Consider the following 14228-nt stretch of genomic DNA (forward strand, 5'->3'; position numbering starts at 1 on the left):
TGTCGTCTTGGTTGTTGAATCCGGGCCTCCTGACGGGGCCCATGCCATGGACATTATTTTTGCATAACAAGGTCGCAAGTGTGCGACAAAATGCCACATGTCCCCGCCCCGCCAATCCCCCTACACTCATCCGCCGCTATCGGGCCCAGTGCCCTGCCGTCCTTGCCGAATACCCCGGGGAATCGTTCATGCTGTCTTCACCGCGCCAACCGCTGCTTGCCTGCCTGTGTCTGTTGATCTCCGTGGATGCCATCGCGGCAGAGGACGAGGCCAATGTGCTGGCGCCGGTGACCGTAGAGGGCTCCGCGGAAAATGCCGCCGCGGAAACCCCAATCGAACTCCAGCGCGAGCAGGCCCTGACCCCCGGCGCGGTCACTCTGCTGGACACGCAGACGCTCAATGAGCGCAACGTGGTCAGTATCGGAGACATGCTGCGCTATGTGCCGGGCATATGGACCGCTACCGGCGCCACCGGGGATGCCACCTTTCTCTCCAGCCGGGGCTCCAATCTGGATGCCACCAACTTCGATGGCAACGGCGTCAAACTGATGATTGATGGCCTGCCGGTGACCGCTGCCGATGGCAACAACCACAACAGCTTTATTGATCCGATGGCCGCCCGCTATGCGGTCATTGCCCGGGGTGCCAATGCGCTTACCTACGGTGCCAGCACCCTGGGTGGGGCCATCGACTTTATCAGCCCCACGGCCCGTAACACCAACAACCAGATTTCCCTCAGTGGTGGCTCCCACGGCACCGTGCAAAGCCGGATTACCGGTGGTGTCGTGGCCGGTGACAAGGATGCGCTGGTGACTGTGGAGCAGCGCAGCTACGACGGTTTTCGGGATCATCAGGAACAGCAGCGCGGCAGCGTCTATGCCAACACCGGCTGGCAAATCAGCGACACGGTGGAGAACCGCTTCTACTTCTCCTATACAGACAATGATCAGGAGCTGGCCGGCTCACTCAACAAAGCCCAGTTTGATGAAGACCCCTATCAAGCGGGGGAGGACAACGAGCGCGGCAATTTCCTCAAGAATGTGGAAACCTGGCGTGTGGCCAACCGCACCCGCTGGCAACTCAGCGACACCAGCAATCTGGTGGTGGGCTTTTCCTTCGAGGATCAGTCGCTCTATCACCCTATTGTTGGTGGGGCTGATCCCGGGTTTAGCCTGTTGATCGACAACGACCAGACCACCTTTGGCACCACCGTGCGTTTCGACAAACAGATGGGCAACCATGATCTGCTGCTCGGGCTCAACTACGGGCAAACCTGGGTGAAAGGCGGCAACTACACCCATAGCGGCGGCATCCGCGATGCCCTGACCACCAAAGTGGATAACAAGGCGGACAACCTGGAAATCTTCGCCATGGATCGCTGGCACTTTGCCGAGCGCTGGACCCTGGTCTACGGGGCCCAGGCGGTGACCGGGAGCCGGGAGGTAGATAATGTAAACGTATCCTCCGGTGCACAACGCAATCCCAACGACACCTACGAATCCTTCAATCCGCGCCTTGGGGTGATCTACCAGGTGGCCGATCGCAGCGAGCTGTTCGCCAATGTGAGCAAGCTCTATGAGGCGCCCACCCTGTACGAGCTGGAAGACGAGGTCCAGGCAAACAATGACACCCTGGATGCCATGCAGGGTGTGGTTGGGGAAGTGGGAACCCGAGGTGTGGCACCGTTTGGCCAGGATAACGAGTGGAATTGGGAAGTGGCGGTCTACTACGCCCAGATCGAAGACGAAATTCTTTCTGTTGAGAAGCCGGGGGCTCCCGGCACCAGTCAGGTCACCAATGTGGAAGACACTATCCATGCCGGGGTGGAAGCCCGGGTGGGTGCCAGCTTTGCCCTGGGCGATGGCCGCCACCGCATCGAACCGCTGTTGAGCATGACCTACAACGACTTCACCTTTGACAACGACCCGGTCTACGGCGACAACCAGTTGCCCGTGGCCCCGGACTTCTTCATCAAGGGCGAAATCATGTACCGCCATGCCAACGGTTTCTTTGCCGGCCCTACCTTCGACATTGTCGATGACCGTTTTGCCGACTTTGAAAACAGCTATGAGGTGGACGGCTACGAACTGGTTGGCCTGCGTACCGGTGTCACCCGTGATGCCTGGGAAGTCTATCTGGAAGGCCGCAACCTGACCGATGAAGCCTACGTGGCCAACCTGACCGTACGGAATGACGCGAACATCAACGATGCCCTTCTTCAGGCAGGCGAACCCCGTTCCGTGTTCGCGGGCATCCGCTTTGATTTCTGACGAGAGGGTCTGCCCATGAACGCTGTCAATCCAGCCGGATCCGGGCCTACCCGTTTCTACCGGGCGGTGTGGCGCTGGCATTTCCTGGTCGGCATGCTGGTGCTTCCCTTCCTGTTTATGCTGGCGTTCACCGGCCTGCTGATGTTGCTAAGCAAGCCGCTGGATTCGGCCCTGAACGCGTCCCTGCAGACGGTTGAAGCAGGGACCAATCCCCTGCCCGCCTCCGTGTTGCTGGAAACCGTGGAGCAACAATATCCGCATGCCGCAGTAAAACTCTACCTGCCGCCCCAGGCCGCCGATCAGTCCGCACGGTTTTCTCTGCAGCCCCATTCCCATGCCGGCCACGGTGGCCATCATGCGCCGGCCACCCTGGTCTATCTGAATCCCTATACCGGACAGATACTGGGTGACCGGGATCCCGCTGCCAGCCTCTATGCGCGTATCAAGACATTCCATGGCTCCCTGTTCCTCGGTGACCTGGGCGATGCCCTGATCGAAATCGCTGCCGGTCTGGCAGTACTGATGATCGTCACCGGCCTCTATCTGGCCTGGCCGAAGGGCGGCCTGCGCACCCTGATTCCTTCCCGGACCGTCAGCAGCCGGGCAGACTGGCGCGGCTGGCACCTGGGCATTGGCTGGCTGATTGCCCTGCCGTTGTTGTTCTTCCTGATCTCCGGCCTGGCCTGGACCAACATCTGGGGTGGCAAACTGGTGCAGCCATGGGGTTCCCTGCCGGGCACCCGCTTTGATGCCACACAGGTGGCCCCGGAGGCCGTCGACAGCCATCACGCCATGAACGAAGCCGGCCTGCATCGCGTGCCCTGGGCGGTGGAGCAGACCCCCATGCCGCAGGGCAGTGCGGGTGATCGGTCCCTGCGACTGGATGATGTGGTGAGTCAGGCCCGTGCACAGGGATTCGGCAATTTCCGTGTGCATTTCCCGCAACAGGACAATGGTGTCTGGACGGTCTCGGCCACCACCATCGCCGGCGACCTGACAAACCCGATGGACGAGCGCATCCTGCACCTGGATCCCGTCACCGGCCAGGCTCTGCAGGAAATCCGCTTCGCCGACTATCCGGCCATGGGCAAGGCCATGGCCGCCTCCATTCCGCTGCACCAGGGGGACCTGGGTCTGTGGAACTGGCTGCTCAATCTGCTGCTGGTGACCCTGATACTGTCGCTCACCGTCACCGGGGCCCTGCTCTGGTGGAAGCGCCAGTCCCGCCGTGCCCCGCCCCGCGCCGAACCGGCCCCGGCACGGACCGTGGCTGTGATCATGCTGGTGGTGGCTCTGGCCTTCCCGCTCTCCGCCGCGGCCTTGCTGGCCATCATTCTGGTGGATACGTTACTGGTGTTACGCAAAGCCGCCCCAGCGGCACCGTAACAGGGATGGCCCGTCGATGCCGGGAGGGCGCAACGTCCGCCCGGCAGTTCCCCCCTGTCTTTCGCGCACAAACCTTGATCCATATCTACATTCGCCGTTTCGCCCCCTGCTAGCGTCAAGAACCTGCAGCACGGCAAACGGAGAAGGATCATGCGCATCCTATGGGGCCCGGCCTACGAACTGGGCATTCTGGTCATCGACCAGCAGCACAAACGCATTGTGGATTACATCAATGAGCTGGATCGCCTGGCCGACCAGCCGGACGCCCAGCTGGGAGTGGCCCGGGTGCTCTACGACCTGGTGGACTATACCGAATCCCACTTCAGCTTCGAGGAAGCGCTCATGGAGCGGGCCGGCTATGGTGAGCTGGATGACCATCACCATAAACACCGGCAATTCACCTTTCATATCGAATCCCTGTTACGCCGACATGAGCAAGGAGACGCCGTCACCGATGAATTACTGCGACTGCTGGAAGGCTGGTTGTTGCACCATATTCTCGAAGAGGATGGCGCCTACGCCGACGAGGTAAGGGATTTTATCAACAGCATAGGCCGGGAGCGGCTGGGCGGCTGGGTCAACGAAACGGTGCGCAAGCATTTCCGGGTGATGTAGGCATGTGACCCAGGCGCATATCCCGATACCAGTCACCCGGACAGCCCATTGCGGCGTCCGGGTGGCTTGGCGGTATCGTCGCTAGTTGCCCCGGTAGGTTGAGTAGCCAAACGGGCTGAGCAGCAGGGGGATGTGGTAGTGTGAAAGCGTTCCATCAACTTCGAAGACAACCGGGATTTCAGGGAAAAACGTTTCTGCATTGCGACGCTTCATCCAGTCACCGGTTTTGAACGTTACCTTATACACCCCCTCCTTAATTTTTTTCCCGGCAGGGTATAGGGCGGTGATACGTCCTTGCTCATTGGTTTTTCCAGCGTTCAGTGACACCCACTGGCCATTGTCGTAATACGCCAAGGTCACCTCAATGCCGGGCCCCGGAAGACCATTCTGGGTGTTGAGAACATGTACGCTGAGGGGATTATCTGCTGCGGAAACCGTTACAGAAGTGATCAGTAAAACCAGGGTGGCGAGTGCCTTCTTGAACATGTGAGATCCTGTGGAAATCTGAAAACGATGACTGTCTCACCGGGTAGGAAAAGGATGCGTGTAGATAGGTTCCCAGCTTTTTCCTTTGCCGCCACGATGTTGCCCTCAATGAACGGACAACCTGGCACTCAGGCAGCGCTGGCCGGAAGCTGTCAGGATAGCGGGCCAATTCAACGTACGGCAGTACGACATTGGGGGCCAAGTCTTGGCCCGTGGGAGAAACCTTCTCTAAAGCGTAAACCCATGATGCTGCCCATCTGGAAGCTCGATATCCAGCCGCACTTTACCCCCAGCCGCTTCAATATAACGTTTCAGGGTTGAGAGTTTCAGATCCTGACCGGCCTTTTCCATTCCGGCAATGGTGGGTTGTTTCACTCCAAGTGCAGCGGCCATTTCGGCCTGGGTTTTGTTCATCAGGGCACGGATTTCAGCCAGGTGGATATCCAGCAGGATGGCGTCAGCTTTCTTTTTGGCCTTTTCGACAATCTCTGGCTTTTCGGTTTCCAGGATCTGTTGCAGTGTTCTCGCCATTATGAACCACCTCGGTTGAGTTTCTGGAGATGCGCGGTAAATTCTTGGTCAGCCACCGGAATCATCTCGTCGTAGAACCGTTTGTCTTTCCCTGTCTTCTCGCCGGCGCAGAGCAGAATCCCGATTCGTTCCGGGTCAAAGGCGAAGAAAGCCCGGATGGGATTGCCCCTGCTCTGGACCCGCAGCTCCTTCATGTTCGGGTGAGCCGATCCTTTCACGGTATCGGCATACGGTCGGGACAGGCGTGGTCCCTTTTGTTCCAGAACAAGCATGCCGGCGATGACGTTTTCCCGGTCTGTGTTGTTGAGCGCATCGAACCATTCATCAAACCTGTCCGTGGTTTGAATCTGCCACATTGTCAGTCCTTCATCCTTGAATAGGCTATAGCCTATATAGGTTTTGTCCTATTATCAATATAAAGGGATAGGCGGGCTGAGGGGGAGACAGAGTAATGGGTTGCAGATAGAGGTTGGTGGCTTGGATGCCACCAACCTAGGCCGGAGATTCGCACCTCGAGAGATGTATTCGCTAACGCTCACCCTTCGGGCCGCCCTCCGGGCGTTACTCCGCTTCGCTCGTTCCTACAGGAGGGGCCCCGTCAGGCGACGGAGCCGAACACCTGAATGATATTACCCAGCCGGGCGGTAAATTTATCGCCGCTGTTCAGCGGGCCGACGCCGGCGGGGGTGCCGGTGAAGACCAGATCGCCGGGTTCCAGGGTGAAGGTCTGGCTGATTTCGCTGAGTAACTCGAAGGTGGGGAACAGCATCTGGCCGGTGTGGCCGTGCTGGCGCACCTCGTCGTTGATTTCCAGGGTGACGTTGAGCTTCTGCTTCACGGAAATACCGCGGGCATCGATAAAGCCGGAGACCGGGGCGGCGCCGTCGAAGGCCTTGGCACGTTCCCAGGGGTGCCCTTTTTCTTTCAGATTGTTCTGCACCTCACGCAGGGTCAGGTCCAGCCCGACGGCGTAGCCGGCGATGCTGAAGCGGACGTTGTCCAGATCGGTTTCCCTGTGAATCCGTTTGCCGATCAGCACCACCATCTCCACTTCGTGGTGCACCTCGCCCTGCCCTTTGGGTAGTTCGAGGGGTTCGTGCAGGCTTACCAACGAGGTGGCCGGCTTCATGAACAAGATGGGGGCATCCGGGACGTCATTGCCCAGTTCCCTGGCGTGGTCCGCGTAGTTGCGGCCCACGCACACGGCCTTGCCCACGGGAATGTCGATGGGCGACCCGTCGATCCAGCGGTGCTGGTAACCGTCTTGATCCACCGGGGTGTTGATTTCATCAAACATCGAACAGCTTCCCCGGGTTCATGATGTTGTTGGGGTCGAAGACGTGCTTCACTGCTTTCATGCAGGCGATTTCTTCCGGGCTGCGGGAGTATTCCAGGTAGGGCTTCTTGGTCATGCCCACGCCGTGCTCCGCAGAAATAGAGCCGTTGTACTTCTCGACGATTTCAAACACCCACTTGGACACGTTGTTGCACTGGGCGAAGAAGTCTTCCTTGGCCAGGTCCGCCGGTTTGAGGATGTTCAGGTGCATGTTGCCGTCGCCAATGTGGCCGAACCAGACGATCTCGAAATCCGGGTAGGCGTCCTGCACCACGGTGTCGATGTCTTCCACGAAGTCCGGCACTTTCGCCACGGTGACGGAGATATCGTTCTTGTAGGGGGTATGTGGCGCAATGGACTCGGAGATGCGCTCGCGCAGTTGCCACAGCTGGTCCAGCTGCTGCAGGGACTGGCTCATGACGCCGTCCAGCACCCAGCCTTCTTCCACGCACTTCTCAAAGATGGCCATGGCCTGGTCGCCGGTGGCTTCGGACAGCTGTTCGAATTCCAGCAGACAGTAGAACGGGCACGCGGTGTCGAAGGGTTTGGCCACGCCGTGTTCCAGCACATGGGCCATGGCCTTGTCGGAAAAGAACTCGAAGGCGGTCAGGTCGATGTCCTGCTGGAAGGCGTGCAGGATTTTCATCACTTCCCGGAAGCCGGGGGCGCCCAGTACCAGGGCGGTCAGGTCTTTCGGCTGGCGGGCCAGTTTCACGGTGGCTTCCACCACAAAACCCAGGGTGCCCTCGGCGCCGATGAACAGGTGCCGGAAGTCGTAACCGGTGGCGTTCTTGATCAGGCCCTTGTTCAGGTCCAGCAGCTCGCCCTTGCCGGTGACCACTTTCAGGCCGGTGATCCAGTCACGGGTCATGCCGTAGCGGATCACCTTGATGCCGCCGGCGTTGGTGCCGATGTTGCCGCCGATCTGGCTGGAGCCGGCGGAGGCGAAGTCCACCGGGTAGAACAACCCTTTCTCTTCGGCGAATTCCTGCAGTTGCTGGGTGATAACACCGGGCTGCACGGTAACGGCGCGGTCGAATTCGTTGAAATCCAGGATCTTGTTCATGCGATCAAAGGCCACCACCAGCTCGCCATTGGCGGCCACCGCCCCGGCGGACAGGCCGGTGCGGCCCCCGGACGGCACCAGGTGCAGGCCGTGGTCGTTGGCGATCTCCACGATCTGCTGCACCTCGTCGATGGTCTCCGGCAGCGCGATGGCGCTGGGGGCCGGGGCCCATACCTTGGTCCAGTCGACCCCGTAGCGCTGGGCGCTTTCCGGGTCGGTAAGGAGGCGATTGCCAAGCAAATCAGTCAGTTGCTCCAGCGCAGCATGGGCATGGGCGGTCATCAACGGGTCTCCTGAACGGGTCGTGCCGGGTGCTTGAGTCGGGCTCATGGGGACATGAAGAGAAGTCCCGCACGGGTTGCTCTCAATTTGAGCGCGCTATGGTACCATACGCGCCCATTTCACAGGCTACCGAGACTTCCATCATGGCCGATACTTCTCTTGAGAAGGACAAGATCCGCGTTCTCCTGCTCGAGGGCATCCACGAAAACGCCGTGGAGAACCTGAAGGCGCACGGCTACAGCAATGTGGAGCTGCTGCCCACTGCGCTGACCGGCAACGACCTGGCAGACAAGATCAAGGACGCCCATTTCATTGGCATCCGTTCCCGCACCCAGCTCACCGAAGAGGTGTTCCAGGCAGCGGAGAAGCTGATCGGCGTGGGTTGTTTCTGTATCGGTACCAACCAGGTAGACCTCAATGCTGCCCTGAAGCGTGGTATCCCGGTATTCAATGCCCCCTATTCCAATACCCGTTCCGTGGCGGAACTGGTGATTGCCCATACCATCAACCTGATGCGCGGCATTCCCGAGAAGAACGCCTCTGCCCACCGCGGCGGCTGGCTCAAGTCTGCCAAGGACAGCTATGAAATCCGGGGCAAGACCCTGGGTCTGGTGGGTTACGGTAATATCGGCGCCCAGGTGTCCGTACTGGCCGAGTCCATGGGCATGAAGGTGAAGTTCTACGACGTGATTCCCAAGCTGCCGCTGGGCAATGCCGAGCAGGTGAGTAGCCTCACCGAGCTGCTGGGCATGAGCGATGTGGTCAGCCTGCACGTGCCGGACACCGCCGACACCCGCTGGATGATCAAGGAAGAGCAGATCCGTGCCATGAAGCCCAAGGGCTACCTGATCAACTACGCCCGCGGCAAGGTGGTGGATATCGACGCCCTGGCGGCGGCCCTGAAAGACGGTCACCTGCTGGGCGCGGCCATCGACGTGTTCCCGGAAGAGCCCAAGGGCAACGACGACGAATTCATCAGCCCGCTGCGTGAATTCGACAACGTGATCCTGACCCCGCACATCGGTGGTTCCACCCAGGAAGCCCAGGTCAACATCGGCACCGAGGTGTCCGAAAAGCTGGCCCGCTATTCCGACAACGGTGCCACCCTGGGCGCGGTGAACTTCCCGGAAGTGGCCCTGCCGGCTCACCCGGACATGCACCGCCTGCTGCATATTCACAAGAACGTGCCCGGCGTGCTCACCCAGATCAACACCATTTTCTCCGAGAATGGCATCAACATCTGTGGCCAGTACCTGCAGACCAACGAAGAGATCGGTTACGTGGTCATCGATGTGGACAAGGGCTACAGCCAGTTGGCGCTGGAGAAGCTGCGCACCATCGACGGCACCATTCGTACCCGGGTGTTGTTCTAGGCGGGTCGGCGTTTCTCGGGGAGCGGCTGTTCGGGTCCTCCCTGAGAACGGTGAAACACTCGACAAAAAGCCGGTGGCGGGCTACCTTGCCTGCTCCGGCTTTTTTCGTATCTAACCTATGAGACGACTCAGGAAAGGATGCCTGTTGGTTGCAGGGCTGCTGGCATTGTCCGGCTGTGCCACAAACTCCCTGTTTGTGCCCTACCCCAATCAGGCCCAGCAATGGAAGGCCTCGCTGGCCACCGCTCCGGTGGCGCCGGCGGCCACCGAGAAGCTGGAAAAAGCCGCTGCTGGCGGCGATGGCGTCCTTTATCTGCAGGAACTGGGCCGGGTCAGCCAGCTCACCGGCCAGCGCGAGCAAAGCCGTGAGGCCTTTGCTGCTGCCATCCAGAAATACGACGAGGAGGATGCCAGTGCCCGTATCCAGGTCTCGTCCCTGGCGTCTTCCACCACTTCCCTGGTCACCAACGACAATGCCCGCGGCTATGTGGCGCCGGACTACGAGCGCATCTTCACCCATGCCTACCAGGCCCTGAACTACTGGGACGCCAACGATCCCACCGGTACCGCTGTGGAGCTGCGTGGTGCGGCCCTGGAACAACGGGTGGCTGCGGACAAGCGCGACAAGGAAATTGCCAAGGCGGAGGAAGCGGCGGAAGAAAACAACGTGGACCTGAGCCAGTTCGATGGCTATTTCCAGGGCATCAATGCGGTGGCCGGGGAAGTGAAGGCCAGTTTCCAGAATGCCTGGACTTTCTACCTGTCGGCCCTGTTCTGGGAAGCCCACGGCGAATACAACGATGCCCTGGTGGACTACAAGAAGGCCCTGGAGATTCATCCGGAGCTGGACATGCTCAAGGAAGACGTTGAGCGCGTGTCCAATGCCATGAAGGGCCGGCCTGAAAAAGACGGCATGGTAGCGGTACTGTACGAGCAGGGTTTTGTGCAGGCCCGGGAAGAATTCAGCCTGCCCATTCCCACGGTCCACGGCATCTTTTCGGTGGCCTTTCCCACCTATTCCCTGACCAGCAAGCCACGTCCCAACAGCCTGCGGGTGCTGGACAGCGCCAGCCAGCCGCTGGGGGAAACCGTGGTGCTGGCGGATGTGGGGGCCCTGGCCGCCAAGGACCTGAAAGAGCGGTTGCCGGGCATGCTGGTGCGCCAGACCCTGCGGGCCACCGCCAAGTACAACCTGCAGAAAAAGGCCAACGATGATTTCGGCCCGCTGGGGGCCTTTGCCACCCAGCTGTACAACCTGGTCAGCGAGCAGGCGGACCGGCGCAGCTGGCTGACCCTGCCTGCCTATGCCCAGGCAACACGATTTTCACTGCCCCAGGGGGAACATACCCTTGTATTGAGCACCCCCGGGGGCAATGCTACGTTGACGGTACCGGTGGTTAACCGTGGCCTCACCGTGATTCATGTGGCGGCCGTTCCCGGCCAGCTGATTACCCGCGTGTTACCCGTTCAGGAGGGACCCTTATGACACTGTTACGCCCGATGCTGGCGCTGCTGCTGGCGGCCATGCTGGCGGCCTGTTCGGCCACCAATATGGGCCGCATGGAAGTGGATGAAGACGGCGAGACCATCACCAAGGTCTATTCCAGCAACAGCCTGTTATCCAGCCGCATTTCCGTGCAGGACCTGAAGCAAAAGACCGTGGGCGACCTGCTCTACATACAGGCCACCCTGGAAAATGACTGGAAATTTGAACTGGATTTCCAATACAAGTTCAAATGGTTTGATAAGGACGGTTTCGAGCAGGCGCCGGAAGGCCAGCCCTGGCGGCAGGTGGTGATGGCAGGTCGTAGCCAGAACAGCGTCCAGGCCGTTGCCCCCAACCCGTCCGCCGTACGCTTTGAAATCTGGGTACGCGAATAATCGTCGCGTGCCTTCCTAAAAGGAACAAGGAGAATCTCATAATGCTACGCCTACTTTCCCTGCTGCTGCTGGGCAGCGCCCTGGCCCTGTCCGGTTGTGCCTCCAAGGTGGATTACGGTGATGCCCAGGCCCGCGAAACCGTGAACACGGATTTCGGTTCCACCGACCTGCAGATGATCGCCGCCAAGATGGTGGATGACATGATGGTGTTTCCGCCCATCGTGCAGATGACCCAGAACCGCCGTCCGGTGGTATTCGTGGATCGCATCAAGAACAAGACCACCGAACACGTGGACACCGAGTCCATCACCGACACCATCCAGTCCAAGCTGATCAACTCCGGCAAGTTCCGTTTTGTGGACATGTCCGTGGTGGATCGCGTGCGTCAGCAGCTGGAATACCAGAGCGATTCCGGCATGGTGGACCAATCCACGGCCGCCGCCATGGGCCGCCAGATCGGTGCCGAGCTGATGATGTACGGTAACTTCTCCTCCATCGTCAAACGGGATGGCAGCACCAAGGACGTGTACTACAAGTTCACCCTCAAGCTGCTCAACATCCAGACCGGCATCATCGAGTGGACCAACGAAAAAGAAATCCGCAAGACTCGCAGCAAGAGCCTGTTCGGGTTGTAAGGACGCTGCACGCAACCGGGGTGACCGGCTGCGTGCAAGCTAACCAGACATGGAGGCCGTTATGACCAAGCACCTGTTCGCTCCTTTATGTTTCATCCTGTTGTTGTGTGCGTCGCTGGCCCAGGCTGCCACGGAGACCGTTTCTGTATCGGCCCGCGGCTACGGCGACAACCCGGAGCAGGCCATGACCAATGCCCTGGTGGCGGCGGTGCGACAGGCCGGCGGGGTCAGCGTGGCCGTGGACCCGAACTTCCGCACCAATGTGCTGCAGTGGGTGGTTCGCCAGCAGGGTGATGTCAGCACCTGGATCGGTACCGAGACCTCGGTGCCGGAGCCGCAGCTGCCTACCCTGGGCAATATCAAGAGTTACCAGGTGCAGTCGGTGAAGCAGGTGGAAGACGGCCTGTGGCAGGCCAACGTGCAGGCGGAGGTGCTTCGTCCCAAGACCCTGGGTGCGGACCGCTCGCACTTGCCTGGTATTGCCATTACCACCTTCGACAGCCGCCAGCCCCGTTATGACCTGGGTGACGTGCAGGTGCCGGCCAGCCAGGTGCAGCGTCAGCTGCGCGATGATCTGGTTACCGCCTTTACCCAGTCCGGTCGCTTCCGGGTGCTGGACCGGGCCAACCTGGATGCCATTGATCAGGAGCAGTCCGTCGTCGCCAGCGGCAGTGTGGCGCCGGAAGAGCTGGCCCGGCTGGGGCAGCGCAAAGGGGCCGATCTGCTGCTGGTAGGCACCATCGAAGATTTCAGCATCGGCGACAGTCAGCGGGAATTCTATGGTGCCAAGTTTTCCGGTTATGAGCCGCGCATCCGGGTTCGCTATCGATTGATCGATACCACCAGCAGCGAAATCCTCTGGGCAGACCTGTTCGACTGGAACCAGTCTGAAGCGTCCATCCGCGAGGTGGCCCGTCAGCTCAAGATCGACGACCGCAACCACCCGGAGCGGCTGGCGGATGAACTCTATCCCGTCATTGCCCGGGCCATGGCCGGTGCCGCCACGGATGTGCTCTATCCGGTGCAGATCATCAAGGTGCAGGGCGATACCGTATTCCTGAGCCAGGGTCAGGGCCGGCTGGAGCAGGATGCCAGCATGCAGGTCTATCGCCCCGCCGGGGAAATGAAAGACCCGGACACCGGCCTGACCATCAAGCTGGAGGGTAACGCCCTGGCCACCCTGACCGTCACCGATGTGCGCCCGGATTATGGCGTCGCTCGCCTGGATGGCCCGGCCAGCAGCCCCCTGCAGGCCGGCGACCGGGTACGCAGTGCCGCTGGCGCAGACAGCCCGGCGGCCGGACCCGCCGGGCAGGCGCCCAGCCCGGGCTCGTCGGAAGCGCCGATTCAGTGGTAACAACAAGCCCCCGACAGGGGGCTTTTTTTGGGTTCAGCCGGAGGCCATGTGTCCCGTCCCAACATCTTGCTGGTCTACGACAAGGAATGCCCGGCCTGCCACGCCTATTGCCAGGTGGTGCGCATCCGCGAAAGCGTGGGTGAACTGCGCATCGTGGATGCCCGGGAAGACACGGAGGTGATGCGCGAGATTACCGGTGCCGGCCTGGATATCGATCAGGGTATGGTGCTGAAAATGGGCGACCAGCTTTATTACGGCGCCGATGCCATCCATGCCCTGGCCCTGATCGGCAGTCGCTCGGGGATCTTCAACCGTTTCAACTACTGGATGTTCCGTTCCCGGCGTGTCTCGAAAGTGCTCTATCCGCTACTGCGTTTCTTCCGCAATCTGTTACTGAAACTGCTGGGCAAGACCCGCATCAACAACCTCAACCAGCCCGGTCGTGATCGGTTTTGATGCTTGCTGTTGAGAGCCTGCTCTCGTTCGCTTGATCGTGCCGCCTACAGAAACTTCAGCGATATCGGCTTTGCTGCCTTGTGCTTGGGCGCAATCCTTTTTGTATGGAAAAGCGATATCAGGGAAACCGTCTCAGGCAGGGGCGTTACTCCGAGGCGGGAAGGGTTTATCACGTCACTGCGGTGACGAATGGGCGGTATCCTTGGTTTGCCGACTACCACCTGGCAAGACGGGTGTGCAGAACGCTTCTCTGGAGTGATCAGGCTGGCGCTACCTCAACACTTTGCTATGTGCTTATGCCTGACCATTTACACTGGTTGTTTCAGCTTGGGGATGGCGAGTCTCTGTCCAAAGTCATGCTCAGAGTGAAGGGTCGAAGTGGTCGGCTTTGCGGTTCGGCGGTCTGGCAGAAGGGGTATCATGACCATGCGGTACGCAAAGAGGAAAGCATTCGGGATGTGGCGCGATATATCGTTGCCAACCCTTTGCGTGCCGGCCTCGTCAGTTCGCTGAGAGACTACCCCTATTGGAACGCCGCCTGGCTATAACCCCCT

15 protein-coding genes are annotated in these 14228 nt (G+C 60.1%); 10 read left to right on the plus strand and 5 right to left on the minus strand.

All coding sequences use genetic code 11. The features are described from left to right. Nucleotides 1-188: 188 nt before the first annotated feature. The 3 genes from A0251_RS01750 to A0251_RS01760 all read left to right on the plus strand — a co-directional run bounded on the left by A0251_RS01750 (nt 189) and on the right by A0251_RS01760 (nt 4271). On the plus strand, nt 189-2270 hold the full coding sequence (locus A0251_RS01750; protein ID WP_062815104.1) for a TonB-dependent receptor domain-containing protein: 2082 nt from the start codon (nt 189-191) through the stop codon (nt 2268-2270). Nucleotides 2271-2285: 15 nt separating this feature from the next. Then, the gene (locus tag A0251_RS01755; RefSeq protein WP_062815105.1) at nt 2286-3656 is read left to right on the plus strand and encodes a PepSY domain-containing protein; all 1371 of its coding nucleotides are present in this window, start codon (nt 2286-2288) and stop codon (nt 3654-3656) included. A 150-nt stretch (nt 3657-3806) separates the two neighbouring features. Next, nucleotides 3807-4271 (plus strand): bacteriohemerythrin, encoded by a 465-nt coding sequence (locus tag A0251_RS01760; RefSeq protein WP_062815106.1) that lies wholly within the window; start codon nt 3807-3809, stop codon nt 4269-4271. Between the two features lie 81 nt (nt 4272-4352). On the opposite strand, the gene uraH is transcribed toward A0251_RS01760, so the two are convergent. The 5 genes from uraH to A0251_RS01785 form a co-directional block, all read right to left on the minus strand. Then, the gene (gene uraH / locus A0251_RS01765; RefSeq protein ID WP_062815107.1) at nt 4353-4757 is read right to left on the minus strand and encodes a hydroxyisourate hydrolase; all 405 of its coding nucleotides are present in this window, start codon (nt 4755-4757) and stop codon (nt 4353-4355) included. Between the two features lie 228 nt (nt 4758-4985). Then, entirely contained in the window at nt 4986-5288 is a 303-nt protein-coding gene (locus A0251_RS01770; protein ID WP_062815108.1) for a helix-turn-helix transcriptional regulator, read from the minus strand. Beyond that, nucleotides 5288-5644, minus strand: coding sequence for a type II toxin-antitoxin system RelE/ParE family toxin (locus tag A0251_RS01775; RefSeq protein ID WP_062815109.1), 357 nt, complete (start codon nt 5642-5644; stop codon nt 5288-5290). Before A0251_RS01775 ends, A0251_RS01770 begins: the two co-directional genes overlap by 1 nt. 242 nt (nt 5645-5886) lie before the next feature. Next, the gene (locus A0251_RS01780; protein ID WP_062815110.1) at nt 5887-6585 is read right to left on the minus strand and encodes a fumarylacetoacetate hydrolase family protein; all 699 of its coding nucleotides are present in this window, start codon (nt 6583-6585) and stop codon (nt 5887-5889) included. Then, nucleotides 6578-7972, minus strand: a complete 1395-nt coding sequence (locus A0251_RS01785) for an FAD-binding oxidoreductase (protein ID WP_062815111.1) — start codon at nt 7970-7972, stop codon at nt 6578-6580. The genes A0251_RS01780 and A0251_RS01785 overlap by 8 nt, the downstream gene beginning before the upstream one ends. A 143-nt stretch (nt 7973-8115) precedes the next feature. Here A0251_RS01785 and serA point away from each other — a divergent pair, with 143 nt between their 5' ends. The 7 genes from serA (at nt 8116) to A0251_RS17110 (ending at nt 14222) form a co-directional block, all read left to right on the plus strand. Further along, nucleotides 8116-9345 carry a phosphoglycerate dehydrogenase gene (serA, locus tag A0251_RS01790; protein ID WP_062815482.1) on the plus strand — a complete coding sequence of 410 codons (1230 nt, stop codon included), beginning with the start codon at nt 8116-8118 and terminating at the stop codon, nt 9343-9345. A gap of 145 nt (nt 9346-9490) precedes the next feature. Further along, nucleotides 9491-10831 (plus strand): COG3014 family protein, encoded by a 1341-nt coding sequence (locus A0251_RS01795; protein WP_231874137.1) that lies wholly within the window; start codon nt 9491-9493, stop codon nt 10829-10831. Next, on the plus strand, nt 10828-11226 hold the full coding sequence (locus A0251_RS01800; protein ID WP_062815113.1) for a YcfL family protein: 399 nt from the start codon (nt 10828-10830) through the stop codon (nt 11224-11226). Before A0251_RS01795 ends, A0251_RS01800 begins: the two co-directional genes overlap by 4 nt. 41 nt (nt 11227-11267) lie before the next feature. Beyond that, nucleotides 11268-11861: a penicillin-binding protein activator LpoB gene (gene lpoB / locus A0251_RS01805; RefSeq protein ID WP_062815114.1), complete on the plus strand. Its 594-nt coding sequence runs from the start codon at nt 11268-11270 to the stop codon at nt 11859-11861. Between the two features lie 61 nt (nt 11862-11922). Then, nucleotides 11923-13218, plus strand: a complete 1296-nt coding sequence (locus A0251_RS01810) for a CsgG/HfaB family protein (RefSeq protein WP_062815115.1) — start codon at nt 11923-11925, stop codon at nt 13216-13218. Nucleotides 13219-13266: 48 nt separating this feature from the next. Then, nucleotides 13267-13674: a DCC1-like thiol-disulfide oxidoreductase family protein gene (locus A0251_RS01815; protein ID WP_062815116.1), complete on the plus strand. Its 408-nt coding sequence runs from the start codon at nt 13267-13269 to the stop codon at nt 13672-13674. Between the two features lie 104 nt (nt 13675-13778). After that, nucleotides 13779-14222: an REP-associated tyrosine transposase gene (locus A0251_RS17110; RefSeq protein WP_082810725.1), complete on the plus strand. Its 444-nt coding sequence runs from the start codon at nt 13779-13781 to the stop codon at nt 14220-14222. Nucleotides 14223-14228: the final 6 nt, after the last annotated feature.

Origin of the sequence: Alcanivorax sp. NBRC 102024, assembly GCF_001602235.1 — a bacterium.
Classification (GTDB): Bacteria; Pseudomonadota; Gammaproteobacteria; order Pseudomonadales; family Alcanivoracaceae; genus Alcanivorax.